Source organism: Modicisalibacter tunisiensis (genome assembly GCF_020148005.1).
Lineage (GTDB): Bacteria > Pseudomonadota > Gammaproteobacteria > Pseudomonadales > Halomonadaceae > Modicisalibacter > Modicisalibacter tunisiensis.
In genome coordinates this window covers 141,298-166,118 of sequence record NZ_JAGXFD010000001.1, presented here as the reverse complement: position 1 = coordinate 166,118, position 24,821 = coordinate 141,298, and the positions used below count along the sequence as shown (strand labels likewise).

The following is a 24,821-nucleotide window of genomic DNA, read 5'->3' as shown; positions in this document are numbered from 1 at the left end:
GGCCGGCATGGGGAAGGCCCATCATGGCGCGAACGCGCAGCGAGTGCCAAACCGCTATATTGTGGGCAGTGAACGGAAGGGACGCATTGTCAATTTTGGGAATGAGGAACGCCCATGAATGTGTGGCACTATCTGGCGCTGGGGCTCGCGTGCGCGGGCCTGCCGGTGGCCAATGCCCAGGAAACGCCCTCTGGCGGAACGGATTCGGCGCCGGCCAGGGCCGCCGAGCAGGTTCCGCTTTCGTCGCCGGACCCGTCCCCCCGCGAGGACTGGACACCCCAGGCGCTGTTCGAGCATGTCGTCGAGCGGGCCCGCAAGCTTGCCGACGGCGACTATCAGGCCCCGCAATCCAGGTTGCCTGCCTTTCTCAAGGAGCTCGATCACAACACCTACAGTGACATTCGCTTCCGGCCCGAGCATGCCCTGTGGCGGGATGACCGGCTCTTCGAGGTCCAGTTCTTCCACCCCGGCTTTCTCTACGACAACCCGGTCGAGATGCACGTGCTCAAGGGCGGCCGCATCGAGGATCTGGCCTTCGACCCCGGCATGTTCGAATACCGCGGCGAGTCGGCGTCGCTGAAGGAGAAGGTGGAAAAGATCGACCCGGCCAAGCTGGGTTTCGCCGGCTTCCGCCTGCACTACCCGGTCAATACGCCGGACTACAAGGACGAGATCGCCGTCTTCCTGGGGGCGTCCTACTTCCGGCTTGCCGGGCGCGGACAGCGCTACGGTTTGTCCGCCCGCGGGCTGGCGGTGGACACCGCGACCCAGGGCGGCGAGGAGTATCCGGCCTTCCGGGCCTTCTGGCTGGTCCGTCCGGAACCCAACGCCTCGACCATGACGCTGCTGGCGCTGCTCGACAGCCCCTCGGTCACCGGCGCCTACCGCTTCGACGTGCATGCCGGCCGCCAGACCGTGGTGGACGTCGACGCCCGCCTGTTCGCCCGCGAGGATGTCGGCAAGCTCGGTGTCGCGCCGCTGACCAGCATGTTCCTGCACGGCGAGAACAGCCTGGAGGACTTCGACGACTACCGGCCCGAGGCACACGATTCCGACGGCCTGCTCATGAACACCTCGAGCGGGCAGTGGATTCGCCGGCCGCTGTCCAATCCGCCGTCGCTCAACGTCACCCAGCTGCGTGATACCAACCCTCGTGGCTTCGGCCTGATGCAGCAGGATCGTGACTTCGAGCACTACCTGGATCTGGATGCCGCCTATCAGCGCCGCCCCAGCCTGTGGGTGGAGCCGCGCGAAGGCGACTGGGGCGAGGGCGGCGTCGAGCTGGTCCAGATTCCCACCGAGCGCACCATCCACGACAACATCGTCTCCTACTGGGTGCCGGATACGCCCTTCAAGGCCGGTCAGTCGCGCCATTATCGCTACCGCCTCGCCACCCGGGACGCCACCGTGCCCGGCGAGACGCTGGGGCGCGCGATCCGCATGCGCAACGGCTGGGCGGCGGATCCGGGGCAGGCCGAGCCGCCGCCGCATACCCTGCGTCGCTTCATCGTCGACTTCCGCGGCGGCGAACTGGCCGGGCTGGACGCCTCGCAGCCGGTGCAGGCCGACCTGAACGTGAGCCAGGGCAAGGTCAGCGACCTCAGCGTCCGGCCGCTGCCCGACGGCGACACCTGGCGGGCCATGTTCACCCTGGACCCGCAAGGCGCGTCCGCCGACATGCAGCTGTCCCTGACGCTGCGTGGTCAGCGGTTGACCGAAACCTGGAGCTACCTGTGGAATCCCGATGTCCTATGAAACTGATCCTCGTGCCCCGGGGGTGAGCCAGGGCACGGATACGTCCCCCGATGTCGCGCTTCAGGAGCGGCCGGAGTCGACCTCGTCGTCGACCGCCGCGCCTGCCGAAGCAAGCACGGCCGGTCGCTCGACCCCGCCGGCCCAGCGCATGCCGATGCTGGGCCTGCGGCGGCTGGTGTTCTTCACCCTGGCGATCGTGACCAGCCTGCAGGGCGCCTACATGATGTTCGACATCCTGCGCGCCAACGGCCTGACGGTGCTGGAAGGCGCCATCCTGGGCCTGTTCGTGTGCATGTTCGCCTGGCTGACCATGTCGTTCTGGTCGGCGATCGCGGGCTTTCTGGTCGTCATCACCCGGCGTGACCCGCTGACCCTCAAGCGGGCCGCGCCGCTGTCGAAAACCCTCGACCCGAACCGGCGCATCGCCCTGGTGATGCCGGTCTACAACGAGGACACGGCCCGGGTGATCGCCGGGCTCGAGGCGACCTGCCACTCGCTGGCGGCCACCGGCAAGGCCGACGCCTTCGACGTCTTCCTGCTCAGCGACACCACCGATTCGGAAATCGCCGACGCCGAGCGTCGCGCCGCGGCGGCGCTGAGCGAGCGCATGCCCGGCGGGCTGACGCTCTACTACCGGCGTCGCGAGCGCAACATCGGCCGCAAGGTCGGCAACCTGGCGGAGTTCTGCTGCCGCTGGGGCGACGCCTACGAGAGCATGATCGTGCTCGACGCCGACAGCGTGATGGGCGGGGAGACCCTGGTGCGCCTGGCGGCGACCATGCAGGCCAACCCGCGGCTGGGGCTGCTGCAGACCGTGCCGCTGCCGGCGCGCTCCAACACCCTGTTCGGCCGCTTCCTGCAGTTCGCCGCCACGCTCTACAGCCCCATGCTGGCGGCCGGACAGAGCGTCTGGCAGGGCGATACCGCCAACTACTGGGGCCACAATGCCATCATTCGCATCGCGGCCTTCGTCGAGCATTGCGGGCTGCCGCCGCTGCCGGGCAAGGCCCCGCTGGGCGGCGAGATCCTCAGTCACGACTTCGTCGAGGCCGCACTGCTGCGCCGCGCCGGCTGGGAGGTGCGTCTGCACGCCGGGGTCGAGGACAGCTACGAGGAACTGCCCGGCAACATGGTCGACTACGCCAAGCGCGACCGGCGCTGGTGCCAGGGCAACATGCAGCACCTGCGCCTGCTGTTCGCCCGCGGCCTGCACCCCATCAACCGTCTGCACTTCCTGCTCGGCGCGCTGGCCTACATGGCCTCGCTGCTGTGGCTGATCATGCTGGGGCTGAGCACCGTGGATGCGGTGGTGCGCGCGGTGGCCAAGGTGCGCTTCTTCAACGAGGGCTACCAGCTGTTTCCGGAGTGGCCGGAGTCCAAGGTGGCAATGATCGCCTCGCTGCTGGTGATCACCGTGCTGATGCTGCTGCTGCCCAAGCTGCTGGGCGTGATCGTGGCGCTGGCCCAGCGGCGCCGCGAATTCGGCGGGGCCGTGCGGCTGACGCTGAGCGCCCTGCTGGAGGTGGTGTTCTCGATCCTCATCGCGCCGCTGATGATGGCCTTCCACGCCTGGTTCGTGGTCAGCGTGCTGCTCGGGCGGACCGTATCGTGGAGCTCCCAGGTGCGGGGCGGGCGGCTGATCCCGTGGAGCGTGGCGTGGCGGCGCACCGGGGCGATGACCCTGCTGGGCCTGCTCTGGGGCGGCGTCAGCTATTACTTCGCACCGCTGTTCTTCTGGTGGCTGTCACCGGTGTTGCTGGGCATGGTCGCCTCGGCACCGCTGCTGCGTTATACCAGCAGCATTCGGGCGGGCGAATGGATGCAGCGTCACGGGCTGGTGTGCATTCCTGCCGAGGTCAACCCACCGTGGGTGCTTACGCGGCTGGAGCAGCTCGAGGCGAATCCGCCGAACGACGAAACGGCCGATGTCGACGCCGAATCGTTGCTCCCCGAGACCGAGCGTCGCCAGACGATGCCCACTCAGTCGCTCAGGGCCTGGTGGGGACTGGGCGGGGCGAAGCCGCCGTCCACTGAAAGTGCTTAGGCGATTAAGGTCTAGCCAAATTTCCACAAATAACTTCATGATATAAAGCAGGGCGGTCAAAATGCGGACTGAATCTCTTTCAGCCGCAGGACCGCCATGTCTCCCGATGCCTGGATCTCGCTCGCGACCGTCACCATCGTGTTCCTGCTGATGGGCACGACGCGTATCGGCGCCGATATGATCTTGCTCGGTGGGGTGATCGTTCTGCTGACCCTGGGCGTGATCGGCCCGCAGCAGGCACTGGCCGGCTTCTCCAACGACGGTCTGTTCACCGTGGCGTTCATGTACGTGCTGGTCGCCAGCATTCGCGAGACCGGCGGCATGGATCTGATCATCCGCTACGTGCTGGGGCGTCCCCGCAGCGAGTCCGGTGCCATGGCACGACTGCTGTTGCCGGTCTCGGCAATGAGCGCTTTCCTCAACAATACCCCGGTGGTGGCGACCTACGTGCCCGCGGTGATGAGCTGGAGCCGGCGGCTCGACCTGAAGGCCCATCGCTTCCTGATCCCGCTGAGCTTCGCCTCGATTCTCGGCGGTACCTGCTCACTGCTGGGCACCAGCACCAACCTGGTGGTCAACGGCCTGCTCGCCGCGCGCTACCCGCAGGCCTCGCTACACCTGTTCGACATCGCCTGGGTCGGCGTGCCGGTGGCGCTGGTGGGGCTCGGCTATCTGCTGTTCGCCGGTCGCTGGCTGCTGCCCAACCGGCGCAGCGCCGCCCAGGCCTTCGAGAATCCGCGCGAGTTCACCATCGAGATGGCGGTCGACCCGGAGGGCCCGCTGGTCGAGAAGACGGTCGAGGAGGCCGGGCTGCGTCATCTCCGTGGCCTCTTCCTGGTCGAGATCGAGCGCGGCGGCAACGTGGTCAGCGTCGTCGGTCCGGGCGAGAAGCTCAAGGCCGGCGACAGGCTGGTGTTCGCCGGCACCAGCGAGGCGGCCATCGAACTGCAGCAGTTCCGCGGCCTGCGGCCGTCGAGCCTCGGCGAGTCGAACCTGCAGAAGGATTTTCGCGAGCGCCGGCTGGTCGAGGCGGTGGTTTCCGATCAGTGCCAGTTCATCGGCCAGCGTATCCGCGAGGGACACTTCCGCACGCTCTACGGCGCCGCGGTGCTGGCAGTCTGCCGCAACGGCGAGCGGGTCGACGGCAACCTGGGGCAGATTCGCCTGCAGCCGGCCGACGTGCTGCTTCTGGAAGTGCGTCCGCCATTCATCGAGCGCCATCGCCAGTCGCGGGATTTCCTGCTGATCAGCCAGGTCAACGGCCAGGCGCGCCCGGTGCACGAAAAGGCCTGGCTGGCGTGGACGATCCTCGTCGGCGTGGTGGTGCTGGCCAGCTTCGGCGTATTGAGCATGCTCAATGCGGCGATGCTCGGCGCCCTGGCGAGCCTGCTCACGCGCTGCTGCTCGGTGGGCGCGGCCAAGCGCGGTCTGGATACCCAGGTGCTGCTGACCATCGGCGCGTCGTTCGGCCTGGGCGCGGCGCTGGAGAGTTCCGGGGCGGCGGCGGCCGTGGCGCAGCAGGCGATGACGCTGGCCGGCGGCGACCCTTACCTGATGCTGATCGGCGCCTATGTGCTGGTCGCGCTGCTCACCGAAGTGGTGACCAACAATGCCGCGGCGGTGATTGCCTTTCCCATCGTCACCGCCAGCGCCGAGAGCCTGGGGGTGAGCGTCATGCCGTTCGCCATCGCGGTGATGTTCGCCGCCTCGGCGAGCTTTTTGACGCCGCTGGGCTACCAGACCAATCTGATGGTCTACGGCCCGGGCGGCTATCGCTTCGGCGACTTCCTGCGCGTCGGGGGGCCGCTGAGCGTGCTGGTGGGGATCACCTCGCTGCTGCTGATCCCACGGATCTGGCCGTTCTAAATCGTGAATGCTGGTCCTCACAGTAATGGGTGCCAGGTGTTTCTGGTGCGATTTCTCGGGTCAGGTGGCTCAAGAGATAAAGTCCCTCAGGCCAATGGCTGTGCCCCGATTCAACATTGATATGGCCGACATTGGCGATAATATGGCAGATGCTTCCCCAGGCATTGGCGAAGTGTTCTATTCGCTGTCTAGATGCCGACCAATCGTTGGTCGATCCCACCACCAGGCTCGTAAAAGGTAACGGGGTTCCGGGGATGGGGGCAAAGGCTTTCAGGTTTCTCCTTGCCGGCCCTTGTTCTACATCGGCGGGGGCCACCAGCATGGCTGCGGCTATTTTGTATGTGAACGCTGATCGCGTAGTCCAATGGGCAATGCTGATACAGCCCAGGCTATGTGCGATGAGCACTATCGGTCCTTCGAGTCTGGAAACGGCACGCTCGATCGCCTCAATCCAATCATCGAAGCGGGGCAGATCCCAGTCAGTCACCTGGATGCGCGAGGCTTGGGGTAGAACGGCTTGCCAATGGCTTTGCCAGTGGTCTGAACCTGAGCCTTTCCATCCGGGTACGATAAGATAGTGGCATTTTTCATTAATAATTATTGCCATGTCATGCCTCCCGTAGCCAAGTTTAGGAGCCGACTAGATCCCAGTGTTGATTCTTTGAATCAAGAGATAAAAAGGGACGGTCTCCCTTGATAGTAACTCGTTCACCGCGCCTGGTCTTTCCGGCATAGTCGAATAATGCTCGGTGCTGAACGCAGCGATTGTCCCAGAAGGCAAGCGAGTTATTGCGCCAGCTAAAGCGTGTTGTGAACTCCGGGGTCTCCTGATGCCGATAAATAAACTCCAGCAGCGCTTCGCTTTCCGACGGGGTCAGTTCGAGAATTTCGGCGGTAAATCCACGGTTGACAAAAAGCCCCTTGCGGCCCGTTTCCGGGTGGGTGCGCACCACCGGATGAATGGCTTCCGGGTATTCGCTGCCATTGGCATAACCGAAGCATTCGCGATTCTGAGGACGCTGATTGCCGTAGCGATAGCGGTAATTGGCCTCTCCGGAATGGCGGGCGGTAAGTCCTTCCAGAAAACGCTGCATGGCCGGCGAAAGAGCTTCGAAGGCGGCGTAGCTACTGGCGAATAGCGTGTCGCCTCCGGCGGCTGGCACTTCCTTCAGATACAGGATGCTGCCCAATGGCGGCTGCTCGTCGCAGGAAACGTCTGAATGCCAGTCATTGCCGTTGACGGCTCGCTTTCCTGCCTTGACCTCGCGGGGATTGTCCGATGAATCCTTGTTCGCCTCGATCGGAAAAATTTCCGGGTAACCCTCGGGACCGCTGACCATCGGGTGGATGTGAAGTTCACCGAAATGCTTGCCCAGGGCAATGTGCTGATCACGCGTCAGGTGCTGGTCGTGAAAGAAAAGTACCTGATAATCGAGAAACGCTTTATGAATCTCGCGCCACTGCAGTGGTGTCAATTCACTGCTCAGGTCAAGGCCTTGAATTTCTGCACCGATATGTCCGGCGCTTGGAATGACTCGAAACGATTGATAGCTCATGGTGTGATTGCCTCGCAACGTTCTGGTGGAGATAACGGATGCCGGATAGCTGAAGCCTTGGTGTCTATCCTTGATCGAATTGGACGCGTTGAAAAATACCGATATTCGATTAGCTAATCAGCCACTGGCAGATTATGTAACTGCGCGAAGCCAACCCATATTTTTTGAAAAGCATTGCGAAATAAGTGATTGGCTGGCGGTTGTGGCAGCTCGATAGGCTGTCAGTTCTGATGAAGATGCATTTACCAGGAGACGATATGACAGACGCGAACATGACACGGCCAACCCGCTATCGACTATTCACGGCCGGCCTGGTTTCGCTTGGCGTAGCGGGCATGGGGTTGGCGGCTTGCGCTCAGGCTCAGGCTGCCGAGACGGTCCGTATCGCCGAGCAGTACGGCATCGTCTATCTTCCGCTGCACGTCATTCGTGACCAGGGCCTGTTGAAGAAGGAGGCCAGGCAGGCCGGCATCGAGCTCGATGTCGAGTGGAAGCAGCTTTCAGGGGGCGCCAACGTCAACAATGCGCTGCTTTCCGACAGCATCGACATCGCCGCCGCCGGGGTAGGGCCGCTATTGACGGCCTGGGATCGCACCCGAGGCAGCCTCGACGTCAAGGCGATTGCCTCGCTGGGCAACTTTCCGACCTATCTGGTCACCAATAACCCCGACGTCAAGACGCTGGCCGACTTCAGCGAGCACGATCGCATTGCCGTGCCGGCGGTCAAGGTCTCGGTTCAGGCGCGCTTTCTGCAGATGGCAGCTGCCAAGGCATTCGGGCAGCAACACTACGCCAAGCTGGATGACCTGACCGTGTCGTTGCCGCATCCGGACGCCACCAATGCGTTGGTGAGCGGCGGCACTGAACTGACGGCGCACTTCTCCAACCTGCCCTATCAGTATCAGGAACTGGCGGACCCCGATGTGCACAAGGTGCTCGATTCCTACGACATCCTGGGCGGGCCGGTATCGCCGGTACTGCTCTATGCCACGGCCGCCTATCGCAAGAATAACCCCGAGCTCTATCAGGCGTTTCTCGACGCGCTGCAACAGGCCAGCGAATTCATTGCCGATCATCCGGCCGAAGCAGTCGCGACCTACAAGCGAGTGACCGGTTCAAAGCTCGATAACGATTTCCTCGAGGACATCATTACCGACGATGCGATCAACTTCTCGCCGGTACCGAACAATACTTATCCCTTGGCGAAATTTCTGCATGACGTAGGCGCCATTCGGCATTCACCGGCCTCTTGGAAGGACTACTTCTTCCCCGAGGCGCATGACTGGGAAGGGAGTTGACATGGCCACCCTCGACGCTTTCAAGAAGCCCGACACACTCAAGACGCCCGACGCGCTCGCGCCACGGCCAGCCGCCGAGGCGCCGCAACAGACGCCGTCGCCGCCGGAACAGCCGCGGCTGGCGGTGGATAACGTAAGCCTCGAGTACCGCACGGCGCGACATGTGGTCAAGGCCGCTCAGCAGGTCAGTTTCAATGTGCAGGAGGGCGATCGTTTCGTGCTGCTGGGGCCATCGGGTTGCGGCAAGTCGACACTGCTCAAGGCGGTGGCCGGCTTTCTTGCCCCGGTGGAGGGCGAGATCCGACTCGATGGACGCTCGATCCACGCCCCCGGGCCGGATCGTATCGTGGTATTTCAGGAATTCGATCAACTGCCGCCCTGGAAGACCGTCAAGCAGAATGTGATGTTTCCGCTGCTCGCGTCCAGGACCCTGGCGCGGGATGCCGCCGAGACTCGCGCTCTGGAAACCTTGGAAAAGGTCGGCCTGTCGGGCTTCGCTGATGCCTATCCGCATACCCTGTCTGGTGGCATGAAGCAACGCGTGGCGATCGCCCGGGGGCTGGCCATGCAGCCACGTATACTGCTGATGGACGAGCCCTTCGCCGCACTCGACGCCTTGACCCGACGCAAGATGCAGGAAGAGCTACTGGCCTTGTGGGATGACGTGCACTTCACCCTGTTGTTTGTCACTCATTCTATCGAGGAGGCTCAGGTCATCGGCAACCGTATCCTGCTGCTGTCGCCTCATCCGGGGCGTGTCCGTGCCGAGCTTGGCTGCGAGGAGGATACCTTGAACAACCATGGTAGCGAGGCGACGCGAGCACGTACTCAGCGGATTCATCAACTGCTCTTTGAGCATCAAGCGAAAGCCGACGATGCGGTAACGCGGGAGGCTCGATCATGACGCTACGTTCCGTGCCCGCCGAAGAACGGGGGGAAAGGCCTGACCGGCTCTATGAGCTGCCGCCGATCGATACCCGCGATCTGATGGCCCAACGCAGCCGCTGGCAGCACCTATGGGGTCTGCCGGCCGTGCGCAAGGCGCTGATCCTGGTGGGGCTCGTGCTGCTTTGGGAAGGCGCGGCTCGCTATCAAGGCAATCCGCTCATGTTGCCCGGCGCGAGTGCCACGGTACGGGCACTATGGGACGGTCTCTTCGCTGGCCCGTTGCTGGCGCGCATCGGCGTATCACTGAGTGTGTTGATCAAGGGCTACGCCCTGGGATCGCTGTTGGCGCTGGGGCTGACCACCCTGGCGGTATCGACGCGCATTGGTCGAGATCTGTTGACGACGCTGACCTCCATGTTCAGCCCGCTGCCGGCGATTGCCCTGTTACCGCTGGCATTGCTGTGGTTCGGGCTGGGCGAAGCCAGTCTAATATTCGTGCTGATTCATTCGGTATTGTGGGCCATGGCGGTGAACATTCATGCCGGCTTCCAGGGGGTGAGCGAGACCCTGAGGATGGCGGGGCGAAACTACGGCCTGCGTGGGCTGCGGTATGTGGCGCTGATCCTGATCCCGGCCGCCTTGCCGTCACTGCTGGCGGGGTTGCGTATCGGCTGGGCCTTCGCCTGGCGCACGCTGATCGCCGCCGAACTGGTGTTCGGCGCTTCCTCGGGTGGCGGCGGGCTGGGCTGGTATATCTTCCAGAACCGTAACGAACTCTACACCGACAAGGTATTTGCCGGTCTGGTGGTGGTGATCGTGATCGGCCTGCTGGTCGAGAACCTGATCTTCGATACCTTCGAACGGCTGACCGTCAGGCGCTGGGGAATGGTGCGGGGACAATAACGTTGTTTTTTCAGGAGTATCAGGTCATGCCACTGACTCGCGTCGTCGACTATTTCAACGCTCATCTCGATGACTTCAACGTACATGCCAGCTTGAATCGTTACGCTCGGTTCTATTATGACAAGGGGCGGGTGTGGGCACGGCTGGCCGATCATGTAATTTATCCCTGCTTGCAGCCAATCCTGGAGCTGGAGAATATGCAGCCAGCCGCCTACGAGGGACGGCTCGACATACGGACCGATCAGGGCCAGCCGCTCTCGACCGAGGCGCTCTATTTCCTGACCTGGAATACGGAGGATGTGGTCTTTCTGGATCGCTTCCTGAGGACGCTGCAGGCGCTGGAATTTCTCAACAGCCACTCGGATTCGTCCCGGCCATTGATCGTTTCCGTTCACAGCCGGCATATTCAGGCTGTCGGGTCCTCGCACGGCGCGGTATTCGAGAGCTTACTGGAGCGTTTGGGCCTGCGACCGTCGCGGATCATTCTGCGTCAGCGTGGTAAGGCGTTGCTGGGTGACCCGCACGCGCGCGAGGCGGCGGTCAGTTTCCATCGCCGCGGGTACGCCTTGCTGGCCGATGAGCTTCCGCTTGAATTGGCGAGCGATGTCTGGTTACGCCTTCATGAGCTTGGCGTGCGCTGGGCCACACCGCAGGGGCTGGCAAGGGCCTCGTTAGAAGACGAGGCAATAGGCGACTCAAGGCTGGCGCATTGGTTAAACGATGCGCACCGCAGCGGCATCGCGAGCTGGTGGCCGAATATTCACCGGCGTGACGATCTGGCGCGCCTCAGGCGTCTTTCGCTGGGCTTTGTCAGCGGGCCGATAGTCGACGAAATGGCCGCTGATCTTGTTCGCCCGGCTTCTGGGCTGGCGGCGCGCTAACGATTCAACATGCGCGGTCAGCCGAAACGCTAACGGCGCCCGGCAAGGACGCCGTTAGCGTTCCGTGATGAGCACCACGCTCTGTCAGCGATCGCTATGTCGCGACGGCTCGGCGAGGTGTCTCGGCCGATACCTCTTCCTGTTGCCTGTCGCCGTCAGCCTGCGACACGGCGGTCTCGTACCAGTGGATGGTGAGCGCTTGCATGGCGACGGTCTCGCCCACGGCGAGGTTCAAGTGGGCGGCATCGCGACGCGACAACTCGACCTCGAGAATCGACTTGTCGAGCAGCTCGACCGGATCGAGTGGGGCGATCTCGAACTGATAGGTGCCGCCCATCGGCTGGATATGATGCACACGGCCGCGTGGCAGACCGGCGGCTTCAGGTGTGGCTTGCGGTCGTAACAGTGCGATGTCGTGGGGGCGAACATACCCGGTGATGGACGCGCCCTTCGCCACGCTCGGCGTGTCTTCGCCCAGTGGCAACTGCCAGTCGCCGGACAACAGTCTGCCATTGCTAATGTGGCCTTTCAGGACATTCACGTTACCGATGAAGGTCGAGACGAATGGAGTAGCTGGGTGATCGTAGATCTCCTCGGGGGTGCCCACCTGCTCGATGCGGCCCTTGTTCATCACCACGATGCGGCTGGCGACTTCCATGGCCTCCTCCTGGTCGTGGGTCACGAACAGGCTGGTGACGTGCAATTCGTCATGTAGATGACGCAGCCAGCGGCGTAGCTCCTTGCGTACGCTGGCATCGAGTGCCCCGAACGGTTCGTCGAGCAGGAGATAGCGCGGCTCGATGGCCAGTGCCCGCGCCAGCGCGATGCGCTGGCGTTGTCCGCCAGACAGCTGGGCGGGGAAACGATCGGCCAGCCACCCCAGTTGAACGAGCTCGAGGAGTTCGTGAACCTTGTGGCGAATGGCCTGTTCGGAAGGTCGTTCCCGGCGCGGCCGCGAGCGCAGGCCGAAGGCGACATTCTCGAAGACCGTCATATGCCGGAACAGGGCATAGTGTTGGAAGACGAAGCCGACCTCGCGGCGCTGGATATGCGCATGGGTCATGTCCTCGCCATCGAGCAGGACCGCGCCTTCGTCGGGAAATTCCATCCCGGCGATGACGCGCAGCAGCGTAGTCTTGCCGCACCCAGACGGCCCCAGCAAGGCGATGAGATCACCGCTCTCGACGTCCAGATTGATATCGTCGAGTGCCGTGAAGGCTCCGAAGCGTTTGGTAATAGCGCGTGCGGTGATGCTCATGTCGGCGAGGCCTCCAAATCATAAAGGGCATGAGAACGGCTGGCGCGCCATTCCACGAAGGCCTTGGCGGCCAGGGTTACCAGCGCCAGCAAGGCGAGCAGCGAAGCCACGGCGAAGGCGGCCGCGTACTGGTATTCGTTGTAGAGAATCTCGATATGCAACGGCATCGTGTTGGTCTCGCCGCGGATATGCCCCGAGACTACGGAGACGGCACCGAATTCACCCATCGCCCGTGCACTGCAGAGGATGACGCCATACATGAGCCCCCACTTGACGTTGGGCAGCGTGACACGCAGAAACGTCTGCCAGCCCGAGGCACCCAGCGACAGCGCCGCTTCTTCCTCGGCACGCCCCTGGGCCTCCATGACCGGAATCAGCTCACGGGCGACGAAGGGGAAGGTGACGAAGAGTGTCGCTAGCACCAGGCCGGGCAGCGCGAAGACGATATTGATGTCATGGGCATCGAGCCACGGCCCCAGCCAGCCATGTGCCCCATAGAGCAGGATGTAGATCAGTCCGGCGATCACCGGCGAGACGGCAAAGGGCAGGTCGATCAGCGTGACCAGAAGGCTCTTGCCGCGAAAATCGAACTTGGTGACTGTCCAGGCTGCGGCCACCCCGAACACCAGGTTCAGCGGTACGGCGACGGCCGTTACGATCAGGGTGAGATAGATGGCGTGCAAGGCCGCCGGATCGGACAGCGCACTCATGTAGGTTCCGAATCCCTTGGCCAGGGCCTGGGTCATCACCGCGATCAACGGCAAAACCAGAAAGACCAGCAGAAAGCCCAGTGCCACTCCGGTCATCACAATCCGTGGCCACGCTGCTTGCCTGGCGTCAGTCGGCCGTGCATGCGCGGTGGGTGACGAACCGTTGACGGTAGTGATCTTCATTGACAGATCTCCTTGGCTACGCGGCGTGGCGATTGGTGCGCCACCATTGAAGACCGTTGATGCACAGCAGGATGACGAACGACAGCACCAGCATCGCGGCGGCGATGGCGGTGGCCTCGGCATATTCGAACTGCTCGAGCTTGGTGACGATCAGCAGCGGCGCGATTTCCGAGACCATGGGCATGTTGCCGGCGATGAAGATGACCGAGCCGTACTCCCCGACGCCACGGGCGAAGGCCAGGGCGTAACCGGTCAGCAGCGCCGGCCAGAGTTCGGGCAGAACGACGCGCCGGAAGGTGGTCCAGCGATTGGCGCCGAGGCTGACCGCCGCTTCCTCGAATTCGGGGTCGAGATCCTCGAGGATCGGTTGCACGGTGCGAACCACGAACGGCAAGCCGATGAAGATCAGCGCCACGACGATCCCCGCCGGCTGATAGCCGATCTGCAGCCCCAGCGGCTGCAGCCACTGGCCGATCCAGCCGGTCGGGGCATAGATCGCGGTCAGCGCGATGCCCGCCACGGCCGTGGGTAGGGCGAACGGCAGATCGACCAGGCCATCGATGAGCTTGCGCCCGGGAAATGGGTTGCGAACCAGCACCCAGGCCACCAGCAGGCCGAACACGGCGTTGATGGTGGCGGCGATCAGCGAGGCCCCGAAGCTGGTCTGCAACGCCGCGACGACCCGCGGTGCGCTCACTGTGTCCCAGAAACGCCCCCAGCCCAGTTCCGAGGTCTCGATGAAGACCGCCGAGAGGGGGATCAGCACGATCAGGCTCAGATACACCACGGTGTAGCCGACACTCAGGCCGAAGCCGGGCATCAGCGAAGGGCGTCGCCACGCCAAGACACTCATAGCGGTACCTCGCTGCTGTGCGCGTTGATGGGGCATGCAACGTCAGGACGCCGAGCCATCCCATGGCCCGGCGTAAACACGAAGGGCGTCATGATCATCCCTGGGGTTGATAGATCTGATCGAAGACGCCGCCATCATCGAAGAACTTGGCCTGAGCCTTCTCCCAGCTGCCGAATTTTTCCTCCACCGTGAAGGTGTCGACGTCGGCATAGCGATCGCTGAACTCGGCGAGAATGTCATTGTCGCGGGGGCGGTAATAGTTCTCCGCGGCAATTTTCTGGGCCTTGGGTTCAAACAGCTTTTCCAGATAGGCCGTGGCAACTTTCGTGGTGCCGTGTTTCTTGGCATTGGCGTCGACCACCGCAACCGGGGTCTCGACCAGCACCGTCTTCTTGGGTACCACGATGTCGAACTGATCTGGCCCCAGTTCCTCGGTGGCCAGCAGCGCCTCGTTCTCGTAGGTGATCAAGACGTCACCGATATGGCGCTGGACGAAGGTATTGGTCGCCCCCCGCGCGCCGGAATCCAGTACCGGGACGTTCTTGTACAGCTTGTTGATGTAGTCCCGGGCTTTGTCTTCACTGCCGTATTGATCCAGTGCCCACCCGTACGCTGCCAGGAAGTTCCAGCGCGCGCCGCCCGAGGTCTTGGGGTTGGGGGTGATGACCTGGACATCCTCGCGCACCAGGTCGTCCCAGTTGTGAATATCCTTGGGGTTGCCTTCGCGAACCAGGAACACCTGAACGGTGGTATAAGGGGCCGAGTTATAAGGTAGTTCCGATTGCCAGCCGGGCTCGATCAGATTGGAGTTCTCGACGATACCCTGAATGTCCACCGAGACCGCGAGAGTGGCAACGTCGGCGGGCGAGCCATCGATGATCGAGCGTGCCTGCCCGCCGGAACCGCCATGCGACTGCTTGACCTGAAGGGTGTCGCCGGTCTGCTCCTTCCAGTAATCCTCGAACCAGGCGTTGTACTGCTTGTAGAGCTCCCGCGTGGGGTCGTAGGAGACATTGAGCAGTTCGATATCCTTGGCCAGCGCGCTTCCCGAGAGGATCGAGGACCCCAGGACGCCCAGGGCCAGCCAGTGCTTGATGGTCGGTGAAAGATGCAGCATGAGAACTCCTTTCTTGCGGATGCAGTGACGCATGAGGCCAGCTGGATGATTGGCTTGATGAGATATCAGTATCTAACCGCAAGGAGGGCGATTCATGAACGAATAAAAAAAGGATTGTTTATCGCAGAAAAGAATATTGGCTAGCCGCCCAGCGCTGGGCTCAATGCACGCTGCACGGTTTCGGGATCGAGATCGTTGTGGCACAGCTGGAGGAACTGGTAGGCGAAGCTGCGCAGGAAATGGCCTCGCCGCAGGGCGATGTAGGTCGTATTGCATGGAAATAGGTGTGAAGCGTCGATCAATTTCAGGCCATGGTCGCGCTGGGCGTGAAACGCGACCGAGGCGATCAGGCCGACGCCCATGTCGAGCTCGACATAGGTCTTGATGACGTCGGCATCCAATGCCGTGAGTACGACGTCGGGAGAGACGTTGGCTTCGGCAAAGGCTTGGTCGATTCGGGCGCGACCGGTGAATCCTTCGTGATAGGTGACGATCGGGTAGTCGGCGATACGCTCTAGCGTCAACTTGACCTCGCGCGTCAACGGGTGGGTCTCGGGAACAATCACGCCGTGATACCAGTGGTAGAAAGGAAAACAGACGAATTGCTGTCCCTCTTGGTGCAAGGCTTCGGTGGCTATGCCCAGGTCCACCTTGCCAGCCTTGAGAAGAGACACGATTTCACCGGGGCTGCATTGGTGCAGTTCCAGATGGACCTTGGGAAATGCCTCCTTGAAGCGAGCTATTACCGGTGGAAGTGCATAACGCGCTTGAGTATGTGTGGTCGCGATGGCCAAGCTGCCCTGGTCCTGATGGGCGAGCTGATAGGCTGAGCGCTTGAGGTTCTCGACATCCAGCAGAATGCGCTCGATGGTGTCCACAAGCGACTTGCCAGCTAACGAGAGACCCAAGATGCGCTTTCCCCGGCGCTCGAACAATTCGACGCCCAACTCGTCTTCCAGATCGCGTATGTGCTTGCTGGCCCCCGATTGGGAAGTGAAAAGAGCGTTGGCCGCTTCCGTGAGGTTGAAACTCTGTCGCACCGTCTCGCGTACGATGCGAAGCTGCTGGAGATTCATGGTCTTCCCTAACGGCTAAGTATTAGTGGGAATATAAAACCTATTTTTTATTACTATAAATAGGTTTTCTTGATATCCATATCAAAATGCACACCATGTGACGTCGGTGGGTAGAAGCTGTCCCGCCCCTGAAATTTGCTCAAGGAGAATGGCATGGCACGCGAGCCATTGGTGATCGAATCCCGCCACGGGCAGGCGGCGGACGCCGCACTGATTCTGCTGCACGGCCTGGGGGCCGATGGCGGCGACTTCGAACCGCTGGTGCCGGCGCTCGGGCTGCCGCGCGACCTGGGCCTGCGGGTAGTCCTGCCGCATGCGCCGAGCCGGGCGGTGACCGTCAACGGCGGCATGCGCATGCCGGCCTGGTACGACATCCTCGAGATGGACCTGTCGCGCAAGATCGATGTCGATCAGCTCGAAGCCTCGGCGCAGACCGTTCAGGCGCTGATCGATGCTCAGCGTGAGGCGGGTATCGACAGCCGGCGGATCGTGATTGCCGGCTTCTCGCAGGGTGGGGCGGTCGCCTACCAGGCAGCGTTGACCTATCCACACCCGCTCGCCGGCCTGCTGGCGATGTCCACCTACTTCGCCACCGGCGACACGCTCAGCGTTGCCGAGGCCAACCGCGACCTGGCGGTCGAGGTACATCACGGCACCTTCGATCCGATCGTTCCCGAGTCGCTGGGTCGGGCCGGCTACGACCGGGCGCGCGAGCTGGGCTTGCCGGCGCATTATCGTACCTACCCGATGGCCCACGCCCTGTGCCCGCAGCAGATCGCCGATATCGGCGACTGGCTGGCGCGGCGTCTGCCTACCGCGTAATCGGCAGGCGGGCGGGTGGCTACTTCGCCTCGCCCCTGAGCTGGTCGAGATCCGCCTTCGACGGCAGCGCGGCGTAGGCACCGGGGCGGGTCACGGCGTGGGCGCCGCAGCGGCAGGCCACTTCCACCGCCCGCTCGAGGCGCGCCGTGTCGTCGCACCAGGCGGCGAATGACCCGGCATCGACGTCGTCCTCGGCGAGCAGGGCGAGCAGGCCACCGATGAAGGCATCGCCGCCGGCGGTGGTATCGACGGCCTTGACGGCCGGCGGCGTGACCGTGAGTCGCTGGTTCAGCCGGTGTACCTCCACGGGCGCGGCGCCGTCGGTGATCACGATCAACTTCACCCCAGCGGCAAAGCGCTGATTGAGCCAGGCTTCCACCGGGTGATCGCCGCGCAGTGCCTCGACCTCCTCGGCGGAGAGCTTGAGCAGGTCGGCGCGATCGAGCAGGGCGGTGACGCGGCCGATGTCGACTTGCCCCCCGGGCCACAGGGTGTGGCGCAGGTTGGCGTCGACGCTGACCAGGCTGCCCGAGCGCCGGGCGATGTCGGCCAGCGCCAGGGTGGTCTCGGCGATCGCTTCCTCGGTGAGGCTGTTGCTGCACAGGTGGACGATCGCCGGCTCGGCGAACACCCCCGCCGGCAGGTGCTCGAGGCGGTAGAGCAGATCGGCAGCGGGCGGCCGGTAGAAGTCGAAGGTGCGCTCGCCGTCGGCGTCGCGGGAGACGAAGGCCAGCGCGGTGCGGGCTTCCTGCGTCGTCACCACGCCCGAGGTGTCGACGCCGTGGCTGGCCATCTCGGCGGTCAGGAAGCGGCCGAAGCGGTCGTCGCCGACCATGCCCAGAAAGTGGCTTTCCACGCCGAGCCGGGCACAGGCCACGGCGACGTTGGCCGGCGCGCCGCCGGCATAGGGCGTGAAGGTTTCGGGACCGCCGGCGGCGTCGCCGAGGCGGCTGGAAAGCATGTCGACGAGCGCCTCGCCGAAGGCGATGACAGGGATCATGAGCGCTTGCTCCGGCTGGGGGATTTGGCCTTGCCCTTGTCGGGCGCGTCGGCCGTGCCCGCGTCCCGGTCCGAGTGGGCGGGAAAGTGCTGGCGCACCAGGGCCAGCAGACCCTGGGTGGAGGCGTCGAAATCCTGAACCCGCTCGTCGATGCGCTCGCTGATCTCGCCGGCGATGCGCTTGCCGAGCTGCACGCCCCACTGGTCGAAGGAGTTGATGTTCCAGATTACCCCCTGGACGAACACCTTGTGCTCGTAGAGCGCGATCAGCGCGCCGAGATTGCGCGGGGTCAGCTCGTCGAGCAGCAGGGTGCTCGACGGGCGGTTGCCCGGACAGCTGTAGGGGTCGAGCTGGCTGCCCTGCTGGCTGCCCTCCATGAAGGCGTTGGCCTGGGCGAGCATGTTGGTGAGCAGGGCGAAGTGATGCTCCTCCATGCCAGCGTCGGGCTTGAGCGAGGCGATGAAGTCGATCGGCACGTAGCGGGTGCCCTGGTGGAGCAACTGGAAGAAGGCGTGCTGGCCGTTGGAGCCGGTCTGGCCCCAGACGATCGGCCCGGTCTTGTAGTCGACCGGATGGCCGAAGATGTCCACTGACTTGCCGTTGGACTCCATGTCGAGCTGCTGGAGAAAGGCCGGCAGCTGATGCAGGGCCTGGTCGTAGGGCACGATGGCCTGGGTCTCGGCGCCGTGAAAGTTGATGTACCAGATGCCGATCAGCGCCATCAGCACCGGCATGTTGCGAGCGTTGGGGGCCTCGATGAAGTGGCGGTCCATCTCGTAGGCGCCCTCGAGCAGCTCCATGAAACCGTCGAAGCCGATCGACAGGGCGATGGGCAGGCCGATCGACGACCACATCGAGTAACGCCCGCCGACCCAGGCCCAGAACTCGAAGACGTTCTCTTCACGAATGCCGAATTCCATCGCCGCCTTGCGGTTGGTGGAGGCGGCGACGAAGTGGGCGCCCACGTCGGCGTCCTCGCCGGCGTTGTCGAGGAACCAGCGGCGCGCGGTCTTGGCGTTGAGCAGCGTCTCCTGGGTGGAGAAGGTCTTGGTCGAGACGATGAACAGCGTGGTCGCCGGGTCGAGCCGGCGCAGGACCTTCTGGATGTGGGCGCCGTCGACGTTGGAAACGAAGTGGAAGTTGAGGGCCTGGTTGCGGTACTTGAGCAGCGCCCGACAGGCCATGTTGGGCCCCAGGTCCGAACCGCCGATGCCGATGTTGACCACGTCCTTGATCGTCTGGCCGTTATAGCCCTTCCAGCTGCCGTCGCGCACCGCCTCGGAGAAGGCGCGGATCTGCTCGCGGGTACGCGTGATCTCGGGCATCACGTCGTGGCCGTCGACCATCACCGGCTCGTCGCCGAGGTTGCGCAGGGCGGTGTGCAGTACCGGGCGGTCCTCGGTGACGTTGATGATGTCGCCGGAGAACATCTGCGCCCGGCGCTGGACCAGCGCCGAGTGATCGGCGAGTTCGAGCAGTTTGGCGAGGACGGCGTCGGAGATGTGATGCTTGGAGTAGTCGAGGAACAGTCCGCCGACACGCAGACTCATCTTGTCGAAGCGCGCCGGGTCGGCGGCGAAGTAATCGCGAATGCGGTCGTGGGTGGTTTCCCGGTGGAGCGCCTGGAGGGCGCGCCAGGTCACGCTGCGGGTGAGTTGGAACATAAGGGCGTGTCCTCTTGTTGTGTAGGGCGTCGCGGCCAGGCCCGTGCCGTCGTGGGGCCCTGCCGCGATCAGGTGAATCGTGTCACCCGATCTTCGCAGAGCCCGCACGGCTTGTCACGGGGGCGGCCGAGGGCCGCCCGTCGTCAGGCGACGCGATGCCCGCGGGCCTCCTCGAGCAGCGCAAACCAGGTTGCCCGGTCGAGCGTCACCTCGCCGTCGTGCAGCAGCTCGCGGATGCGCGAGTCACGCAGGGTGCCGATGACCGGCACCGGACGGCCGGGGATGCGCCGCAGCCAGGCCAGGGCGATACCGCCCCGGGAGGCACCGAGTTCCTGGGCGAGGCGGGCCAGCGAACCGCCCAGCACGTCCTCGAATACCGTGCCGCCGCCCAGCGGCGACCAGGCCATGGGGCGCTGGCCGTCGTTGAGCAGGGCATCGTAGAGGCCGTCGAACAGCGGCTCGGCGTGGGCCAGTGACAGCTCCAGCTGGTGGGCGGTCAACGGATGGCGCATGCCGCGCTGCAGGCGTCGCCACTGTTCGGGCAGGAAGTTGGAAACGCCGATGGCGCCGACCTTACCGCTGTCGACGAGGCCGTCCAGCGCCTCGGCCGTGGCCTCGGCGTCCATCAGCGGGTCGGGGCGGTGGATCAGGAAGTGATCGAGGCGCTCGACGCCCAGCCGCGACAGCGAGGCATCGACGGCCGCCGTCACGTAGCCGGGCGACGTGTCGTAATGCTTGACGCCGTGGGGCGAGGTGTCCAGTTCGGGCAGCACGATGTCGGCCTTGGTCACCACCCGCACCCGCGCGGCGAGCGCGGGACGTGCGCGCAGGGCCTCGCCGAAACGCCGCTCGCCCTCCCGGCCACCGTAGATGTCGGCGTGGTCGAACCAGTGCAGGCCCTCGTCGAGACGCGCCTCGATCCAGTCGGCCAGGCGCGCGGGCGTATCCAGGGCGTGAGCCTCGTGCAGGCGCATCATGCCCAGCAGGAAGGGAACGTCGAACTCCGTGGCATCACTCATGAAGGGGTGTCCTCGTCACGGCTGAGGGTCGTGCCCAGCACATGCTGGGCACCGGGCACCAGCCATACTGGGTCGATCCGGGTACAGGCGGTCTCGACACACAGGAAGTGTCGGCCGGCCTCGGCCGGGGTGTCGTCGGGCAGGGCGGTGTCCGGATGCCAGACCACCGTGGAGTCGCTGCCCTGCTTGGCGATGCGCAGCCGTCGGCGGCCGTCGTCGAGCACCGGGGCCTGATTGGAGGCATAGATGCGGTCGAGGGCGCCGCGCACGCCCAGCTCGCCCTGCTGGACCCGCTCGGCGAAACCGTCGAGCTTGTCGAGATAGCGTGCCCCGGCCAGCCCCTCGACGCGGCAGGCATGAACGTCGGCGACACTGAAGTAGGTGTGCAGGGCGCCGGTGAGCTTCACCGGGGTCTCGCCGGTGTGCTCGGTCACCAGCTCCACGTGCAGACGGCGGGCGTTGGCCTGGATGACCGCCCGCGGCACCAGCTGGCCGTGCAGGCGCTCGGAGGGAGACAGGTGAAGTTCGACGCCTTCCTCATGCTCGTCGACGGCCTCCAGCCGCCAGTCGGCCTTGCGCGCCGGGCCGTGCAGCGGGCCGTTGCGCTCCGGGGACTCGTCGGCGAAGCGCTCGTCGGCGAACCACGGCCAGCACAGCGGAATGCCGCCACGGATAGCGCCGGGCAGCGGCTGGGGCGTGGGCGTGACCCACAGCCAGCCGTCATCGGCCGTGGGTGCCGGGCGAGCGCCTGCGGCTGGCCCGGTTTCGGGGGCCGGTAAATAGTGGAGCACCTGGGCGCCCTGCAGACTGACGATCAGCTCGCCCCAGGCCTCGTTGGCCAGCCAGATGTCGCGTCCGGCCCAGACGGCGTGGCGCTGGCCCCGCGTCGCTTCGAGCTGTTCGCGCAGAGAAGCGGGAATCATTCGACCTCCTCGTTGTGCAATGCCTCGCAGGCGCCCAGCAGCCCCGTCCAGGGCGCCGTGACCACCCACACCGGGATGTTGGCATTGTAAGCGCTCATGCGGCCCTTGTCGGCGAAGGCGCGCCGAAAGTCGCTGTCCGCCACGTAATCGAGCAGGCGCGGCACGATGCCGCCGCACAGGTAGACCCCGCCGAGGGCGCCCAGCGTCAGGGCGGCGTCGCCGCACACATCGCCGAGAATCTTCAGGAAACGGCGCACCGTGCGTCCGGCCAGCTCGTCGCCCCGGCCGGCGGCTTCGGTGACGGCTGCCGGCGAGGGCAGGGCGGCCTCGCGGCCGGCCAGCAGGGCATGGGCGTGGTAGAGATCCAGCAGCCCTTGGCCGCACAGCACGCGCTCCACCGAGACGCGCCCGTAGCGGGCGCGGAAGTAGTCGAGCAGGGCCTGCTCCTCGTCGTCGGTGGGCGCGAAGGTGACGTGGCCGCCCTCGGTGGGCAGGGGGATCCAGCCGTGGCGGCCGGGGAACAGCCCGGCCACGCCCAGCCCGGTGCCCGGGCCGATCACCAGGCAGGCCCGGTGGGGCTCGCTGCGACCCTCGCCGATGGCCACCCGCTCCTCGTCGGCGACGTGGGGCACGCCCAGCGCCTGGGCGGTGAAGTCGTTGATCACCTTGAACAGCTCGAGGCCGAGCGCCGCCTTGACCTGACGCTTGGAGAAGCGCCAGGCGTTGTTGGTCATGCGCACCTCGTCGTCGTGCACCGGGCAGGCGAAGGCCAGGCAGGCTTCCCGCGGGGCACTCTCGCCGGAGGCGTCGACCTGCGCCAGGTAGGCGCGGATCGCCGCCTCCAGCGTCGGGTAGTCGGCACAGGCCAGGGTACGGATCGCGTAGGGCGTGAAGGTGTCCGGCGTCACCAGCGCGAAGCGGGCGTTGGTGCCGCCGATGTCGCCGATCAGTGCCGGGCGCGTCATGCCTGCGAGTCCTCGTCGACGTCGCGGGCCTCAAAGCCGCCGAAGGTCGCCGCGCCGTCCTCGGCGCCGCCGACCAGGCTGCGGAAGCCTGCGAACAGCTCGCGGCCCATGCCGTAGCGATACTCCTCGATGTCGGTGGTGGCCAGTTCGCGCGCCTCCCACTCGGCGTCGTCGACCAGGGCGCGCAGCTCGCCGTTCTCGGGGTCGAGGCGGATCACGTCACCGTCGCGCAGGCGGGCCAGCGGGCCGCCGTCGTAGGCTTCCGGGGTGACATGGATCGCCGCGGGGACCTTGCCCGAGGCGCCCGACATGCGCCCGTCGGTGACCAGCGCGACCCGGTAGCCGCGATCCTGGAGCACGCCCAGGAAGGGGGTGAGCTGGTGCAGCTCGGGCATGCCGTTGGCGCGCGGGCCCTGGAAGCGCACCACCACCACCACGTCGCGGTCGAGTTCGCCGGCCTCGAAGGCCGCCTTCAGCTGGCGCTGGTCGCTGAAGAGGCGAACCGGCGCCTCGACGCGGCGCATCTCGGGCTTGACCGCGGAGATCTTGATCACGCCGCGGCCCAGGTTGCCGTCGAGCACGGCGAGCCCGCCGGTGGGCGAGAACGGCTCGGCGACCGGCCGCAGCACGTCGAGGTCGTGGCTTTCGGTGGGGCCTTCGCGCCATACCAGCTTGCCGTCCTCGAGGAACGGCTCCTTGGTGTAGTCGGACAGGTCGCCGCCGAACACGCAGGGCACGTCGCGGTGCAGCAGGCCGGCGCCGAGCAGTTCGCGGATCAGCAGGCTCATGCCGCCGGCGGCCTGGAAGTGGTTCACGTCGGCCTGGCCGTTGGGATAGATGCGGGTCAGGCTGGGGGTGACCGCCGAGAGCTCGGCGAAGTCGTCCCAGGTCAGGGTCAGCCCGGCGGCGCCGGCCATGGCGACCAGGTGCAGGGTGTGGTTGGTGGAGCCGCCCGAGGCCAGCAGGCCGACCATGGCGTTGACGATCGCCTTCTCGTCGATCTGCTGCCAGAACGGCCGGTAGTTGCCGCCCGGCTCGCTGTTGCGCACCGCCTGCTCGGCGGCGTAGCGGGTCAGCGCCTCGCGCAGCGGCGTGCCGGGATTGACGAAGGAGGCGCCGGGCAGGTGCAGGCCCATCATCTCCATCATCAGCTGATTGGAGTTGGCGGTGCCGTAGAAGGTGCAGGTGCCCGGGCTGTGGTAGGACGCCGACTCGGCCTCGAGCAGCTCGTCGCGCCCCGCCTTGCCTTCCGCGTAGCGCTGGCGGACGCGGGCCTTCTCCTTGTTGGGCAGGCCGCTGGTCATGGGGCCGCCGGGCACGAAGATCGCCGGCAGGTGGCCGAAGCGCGCCGCGCCGATGAACAGCCCCGGCACGATCTTGTCGCAGATGCCCAGGTAGAGGGCGGCGTCGAACATGTTGTGCGACAGCGCCACCGAGGTGGCCATGGCGATCACGTCGCGCGAGAACAGTGACAGCTCCATGCCCGGCTGGCCCTGGGTCACGCCGTCGCACATGGCCGGCACGCCGCCGGCGAACTGGGCCGTGGAGCCCATCTGCCGCGCGGCGTCCTTGATCATGTCGGGGAAGGGCGCCAGCGGCTGGTGCGCCGAGAGCATGTCGTTATATGACGAAACGATCCCCAGGTTGGCGCTGTTCATCAGCTTGAGCTGATTCTTGTCCTGAGGGCCGCAGGCGGCGAAGCCGTGGGCCAGGTTTCCGCAGGACAGCTCGCCGCGGTGCACGCCGTGGCGATGCTGGGCCTGCATGTGGCGTTCGTAGTCGGCGCGCCGCTGCGCGGAGCGTTCGCGGATGCGCCGGGTCACGCGGGAGACGGTGTCGTTGACGGCCATGGCAACCTCTTTTCGCGGTCGTGGAGTAAGGATGTGTGTAAACTTACCAAAAAAATTACTTGAACGTCGTCATCCTTTGGGCCAGATTGTGGGCAAAGCGTAGGATTATTTCATCGTGGTTGCCTCCCGGCCGTTCCTTGTCGGACCGGACGGCGGCCATGTACCGGGTTCACGCCAGTCGCATCGAAGG

At 64.9% G+C, this 24,821-nt stretch carries 21 protein-coding genes; 8 read left to right on the top strand and 13 right to left on the bottom strand.

From position 1 onward, the window contains the following. Positions 1-114: 114 nt before the first annotated feature. From KGQ91_RS00750 to KGQ91_RS00740, 3 genes are all read left to right on the top strand, one after another. Entirely contained in the window at positions 115-1,755 is a 1,641-nt protein-coding gene (locus KGQ91_RS00750; protein WP_224420007.1) for an OpgD/OpgG family glucan biosynthesis protein, read from the top strand. Then, positions 1,745-3,799 (top strand): glucans biosynthesis glucosyltransferase MdoH, encoded by a 2,055-nt coding sequence (mdoH, locus tag KGQ91_RS00745; RefSeq protein ID WP_224420006.1) that lies wholly within the window; start codon positions 1,745-1,747, stop codon positions 3,797-3,799. The genes KGQ91_RS00750 and mdoH overlap by 11 nt, the downstream gene beginning before the upstream one ends. Positions 3,800-3,895: 96 nt before the next feature. Next, positions 3,896-5,665 (top strand): SLC13 family permease, encoded by a 1,770-nt coding sequence (locus KGQ91_RS00740; RefSeq protein WP_163649226.1) that lies wholly within the window; start codon positions 3,896-3,898, stop codon positions 5,663-5,665. Here KGQ91_RS00740 and KGQ91_RS00735 read toward each other — a convergent pair. Beyond that, entirely contained in the window at positions 5,625-6,272 is a 648-nt protein-coding gene (locus KGQ91_RS00735; protein WP_163649225.1) for an RBBP9/YdeN family alpha/beta hydrolase, read from the bottom strand. The genes KGQ91_RS00740 and KGQ91_RS00735 overlap by 41 nt on opposite strands. Positions 6,273-6,294: 22 nt before the next feature. Continuing rightward, complete coding sequence (locus tag KGQ91_RS00730) at positions 6,295-7,221, bottom strand: TauD/TfdA dioxygenase family protein (RefSeq protein ID WP_163649224.1); 927 nt, start codon at positions 7,219-7,221, stop codon at positions 6,295-6,297. Between the two features lie 257 nt (positions 7,222-7,478). Here KGQ91_RS00730 and KGQ91_RS00725 point away from each other — a divergent pair, with 257 nt between their 5' ends. Genes KGQ91_RS00725 through KGQ91_RS00710 form a run of 4 tightly spaced genes read left to right on the top strand, consistent with a single transcriptional unit; the run spans position 7,479 to position 11,191 of the window. Further along, positions 7,479-8,519: an ABC transporter substrate-binding protein gene (locus KGQ91_RS00725; RefSeq protein ID WP_224416647.1), complete on the top strand. Its 1,041-nt coding sequence runs from the start codon at positions 7,479-7,481 to the stop codon at positions 8,517-8,519. Position 8,520: 1 nt separating this feature from the next. Then, positions 8,521-9,423, top strand: coding sequence for an ABC transporter ATP-binding protein (locus tag KGQ91_RS00720; RefSeq protein WP_163649223.1), 903 nt, complete (start codon positions 8,521-8,523; stop codon positions 9,421-9,423). Next, a complete protein-coding gene (locus tag KGQ91_RS00715) occupies positions 9,420-10,310 on the top strand; it encodes an ABC transporter permease (RefSeq protein WP_163649222.1) in 891 nt (296 codons plus the stop codon). The genes KGQ91_RS00720 and KGQ91_RS00715 overlap by 4 nt, the downstream gene beginning before the upstream one ends. 26 nt (positions 10,311-10,336) lie before the next feature. Further along, positions 10,337-11,191: an EAL domain-containing protein gene (locus KGQ91_RS00710; RefSeq protein ID WP_163649221.1), complete on the top strand. Its 855-nt coding sequence runs from the start codon at positions 10,337-10,339 to the stop codon at positions 11,189-11,191. A gap of 94 nt (positions 11,192-11,285) precedes the next feature. Here the strand turns inward: KGQ91_RS00710 and KGQ91_RS00705 are convergent, their stop codons facing one another. The 5 genes from KGQ91_RS00705 to KGQ91_RS00685 form a co-directional block, all read right to left on the bottom strand. After that, on the bottom strand, positions 11,286-12,449 hold the full coding sequence (locus KGQ91_RS00705) for a sulfate/molybdate ABC transporter ATP-binding protein (RefSeq protein WP_163649220.1): 1,164 nt from the start codon (positions 12,447-12,449) through the stop codon (positions 11,286-11,288). After that, positions 12,446-13,255, bottom strand: coding sequence for a sulfate ABC transporter permease subunit CysW (cysW, locus tag KGQ91_RS00700; protein WP_224416648.1), 810 nt, complete (start codon positions 13,253-13,255; stop codon positions 12,446-12,448). The genes KGQ91_RS00705 and cysW overlap by 4 nt, the downstream gene beginning before the upstream one ends. 103 nt (positions 13,256-13,358) lie before the next feature. Continuing rightward, entirely contained in the window at positions 13,359-14,195 is an 837-nt protein-coding gene (gene cysT, locus KGQ91_RS00695) for a sulfate ABC transporter permease subunit CysT (protein WP_163649218.1), read from the bottom strand. 94 nt (positions 14,196-14,289) lie between these two features. Further along, positions 14,290-15,312: a sulfate ABC transporter substrate-binding protein gene (locus tag KGQ91_RS00690; protein ID WP_163649217.1), complete on the bottom strand. Its 1,023-nt coding sequence runs from the start codon at positions 15,310-15,312 to the stop codon at positions 14,290-14,292. A gap of 140 nt (positions 15,313-15,452) precedes the next feature. Then, on the bottom strand, positions 15,453-16,388 hold the full coding sequence (locus KGQ91_RS00685; protein ID WP_163649216.1) for a CysB family HTH-type transcriptional regulator: 936 nt from the start codon (positions 16,386-16,388) through the stop codon (positions 15,453-15,455). A gap of 153 nt (positions 16,389-16,541) precedes the next feature. On the opposite strand from KGQ91_RS00685, the gene KGQ91_RS00680 reads away from it, so the two are divergent. Then, on the top strand, positions 16,542-17,210 hold the full coding sequence (locus KGQ91_RS00680; protein ID WP_224420005.1) for an alpha/beta hydrolase: 669 nt from the start codon (positions 16,542-16,544) through the stop codon (positions 17,208-17,210). A gap of 19 nt (positions 17,211-17,229) precedes the next feature. On the opposite strand, the gene KGQ91_RS00675 is transcribed toward KGQ91_RS00680, so the two are convergent. From KGQ91_RS00675 to edd, 6 genes are all read right to left on the bottom strand, one after another. Continuing rightward, positions 17,230-18,210: a carbohydrate kinase family protein gene (locus tag KGQ91_RS00675; protein WP_224420004.1), complete on the bottom strand. Its 981-nt coding sequence runs from the start codon at positions 18,208-18,210 to the stop codon at positions 17,230-17,232. Then, entirely contained in the window at positions 18,207-19,874 is a 1,668-nt protein-coding gene (gene pgi / locus KGQ91_RS00670; RefSeq protein WP_224416651.1) for a glucose-6-phosphate isomerase, read from the bottom strand. Before pgi ends, KGQ91_RS00675 begins: the two co-directional genes overlap by 4 nt. 143 nt (positions 19,875-20,017) lie before the next feature. Continuing rightward, positions 20,018-20,893: an aldo/keto reductase gene (locus KGQ91_RS00665; protein ID WP_224420003.1), complete on the bottom strand. Its 876-nt coding sequence runs from the start codon at positions 20,891-20,893 to the stop codon at positions 20,018-20,020. Further along, positions 20,890-21,816 carry a D-hexose-6-phosphate mutarotase gene (locus KGQ91_RS00660; RefSeq protein ID WP_224420002.1) on the bottom strand — a complete coding sequence of 309 codons (927 nt, stop codon included), beginning with the start codon at positions 21,814-21,816 and terminating at the stop codon, positions 20,890-20,892. The genes KGQ91_RS00665 and KGQ91_RS00660 overlap by 4 nt, the downstream gene beginning before the upstream one ends. Beyond that, on the bottom strand, positions 21,813-22,781 hold the full coding sequence (gene glk / locus KGQ91_RS00655) for a glucokinase (RefSeq protein WP_224420001.1): 969 nt from the start codon (positions 22,779-22,781) through the stop codon (positions 21,813-21,815). Before glk ends, KGQ91_RS00660 begins: the two co-directional genes overlap by 4 nt. Beyond that, positions 22,778-24,631, bottom strand: coding sequence for a phosphogluconate dehydratase (gene edd, locus KGQ91_RS00650; protein WP_224420000.1), 1,854 nt, complete (start codon positions 24,629-24,631; stop codon positions 22,778-22,780). The genes glk and edd overlap by 4 nt, the downstream gene beginning before the upstream one ends. Positions 24,632-24,821: the final 190 nt, after the last annotated feature.

Excerpts from the sequence above, each read along its gene's own strand:
- KGQ91_RS00715 (WP_163649222.1), top strand. The coding sequence starts at position 9,420 with ATGACGCTACGTTCCGTGCCCGCCGAAGAACGGGGGGAAAGGCCTGAC.
- KGQ91_RS00680 (WP_224420005.1), top strand. The coding sequence starts at position 16,542 with ATGGCACGCGAGCCATTGGTGATCGAATCCCGCCACGGGCAGGCGGCG.
- KGQ91_RS00740 (WP_163649226.1), top strand. The coding sequence starts at position 3,896 with ATGTCTCCCGATGCCTGGATCTCGCTCGCGACCGTCACCATCGTGTTC.
- edd (WP_224420000.1), bottom strand. The coding sequence starts at position 24,631 with ATGGCCGTCAACGACACCGTCTCCCGCGTGACCCGGCGCATCCGCGAA.
- KGQ91_RS00705 (WP_163649220.1), bottom strand. The coding sequence starts at position 12,449 with ATGAGCATCACCGCACGCGCTATTACCAAACGCTTCGGAGCCTTCACG.
- cysW (WP_224416648.1), bottom strand. The coding sequence starts at position 13,255 with ATGACCGGAGTGGCACTGGGCTTTCTGCTGGTCTTTCTGGTTTTGCCG.
- KGQ91_RS00665 (WP_224420003.1), bottom strand. The coding sequence starts at position 20,893 with ATGAGTGATGCCACGGAGTTCGACGTTCCCTTCCTGCTGGGCATGATG.
- glk (WP_224420001.1), bottom strand. The coding sequence starts at position 22,781 with ATGACGCGCCCGGCACTGATCGGCGACATCGGCGGCACCAACGCCCGC.
- KGQ91_RS00710 (WP_163649221.1), top strand. The coding sequence starts at position 10,337 with ATGCCACTGACTCGCGTCGTCGACTATTTCAACGCTCATCTCGATGAC.
- KGQ91_RS00735 (WP_163649225.1), bottom strand. The coding sequence starts at position 6,272 with ATGGCAATAATTATTAATGAAAAATGCCACTATCTTATCGTACCCGGA.
- cysT (WP_163649218.1), bottom strand. The coding sequence starts at position 14,195 with ATGAGTGTCTTGGCGTGGCGACGCCCTTCGCTGATGCCCGGCTTCGGC.
- KGQ91_RS00725 (WP_224416647.1), top strand. The coding sequence starts at position 7,479 with ATGACAGACGCGAACATGACACGGCCAACCCGCTATCGACTATTCACG.
- KGQ91_RS00685 (WP_163649216.1), bottom strand. The coding sequence starts at position 16,388 with ATGAATCTCCAGCAGCTTCGCATCGTACGCGAGACGGTGCGACAGAGT.
- KGQ91_RS00660 (WP_224420002.1), bottom strand. The coding sequence starts at position 21,816 with ATGATTCCCGCTTCTCTGCGCGAACAGCTCGAAGCGACGCGGGGCCAG.
- KGQ91_RS00675 (WP_224420004.1), bottom strand. The coding sequence starts at position 18,210 with ATGATCCCTGTCATCGCCTTCGGCGAGGCGCTCGTCGACATGCTTTCC.
- mdoH (WP_224420006.1), top strand. The coding sequence starts at position 1,745 with ATGTCCTATGAAACTGATCCTCGTGCCCCGGGGGTGAGCCAGGGCACG.
- KGQ91_RS00730 (WP_163649224.1), bottom strand. The coding sequence starts at position 7,221 with ATGAGCTATCAATCGTTTCGAGTCATTCCAAGCGCCGGACATATCGGT.
- KGQ91_RS00750 (WP_224420007.1), top strand. The coding sequence starts at position 115 with ATGAATGTGTGGCACTATCTGGCGCTGGGGCTCGCGTGCGCGGGCCTG.
- KGQ91_RS00690 (WP_163649217.1), bottom strand. The coding sequence starts at position 15,312 with ATGCTGCATCTTTCACCGACCATCAAGCACTGGCTGGCCCTGGGCGTC.
- pgi (WP_224416651.1), bottom strand. The coding sequence starts at position 19,874 with ATGTTCCAACTCACCCGCAGCGTGACCTGGCGCGCCCTCCAGGCGCTC.
- KGQ91_RS00720 (WP_163649223.1), top strand. The coding sequence starts at position 8,521 with ATGGCCACCCTCGACGCTTTCAAGAAGCCCGACACACTCAAGACGCCC.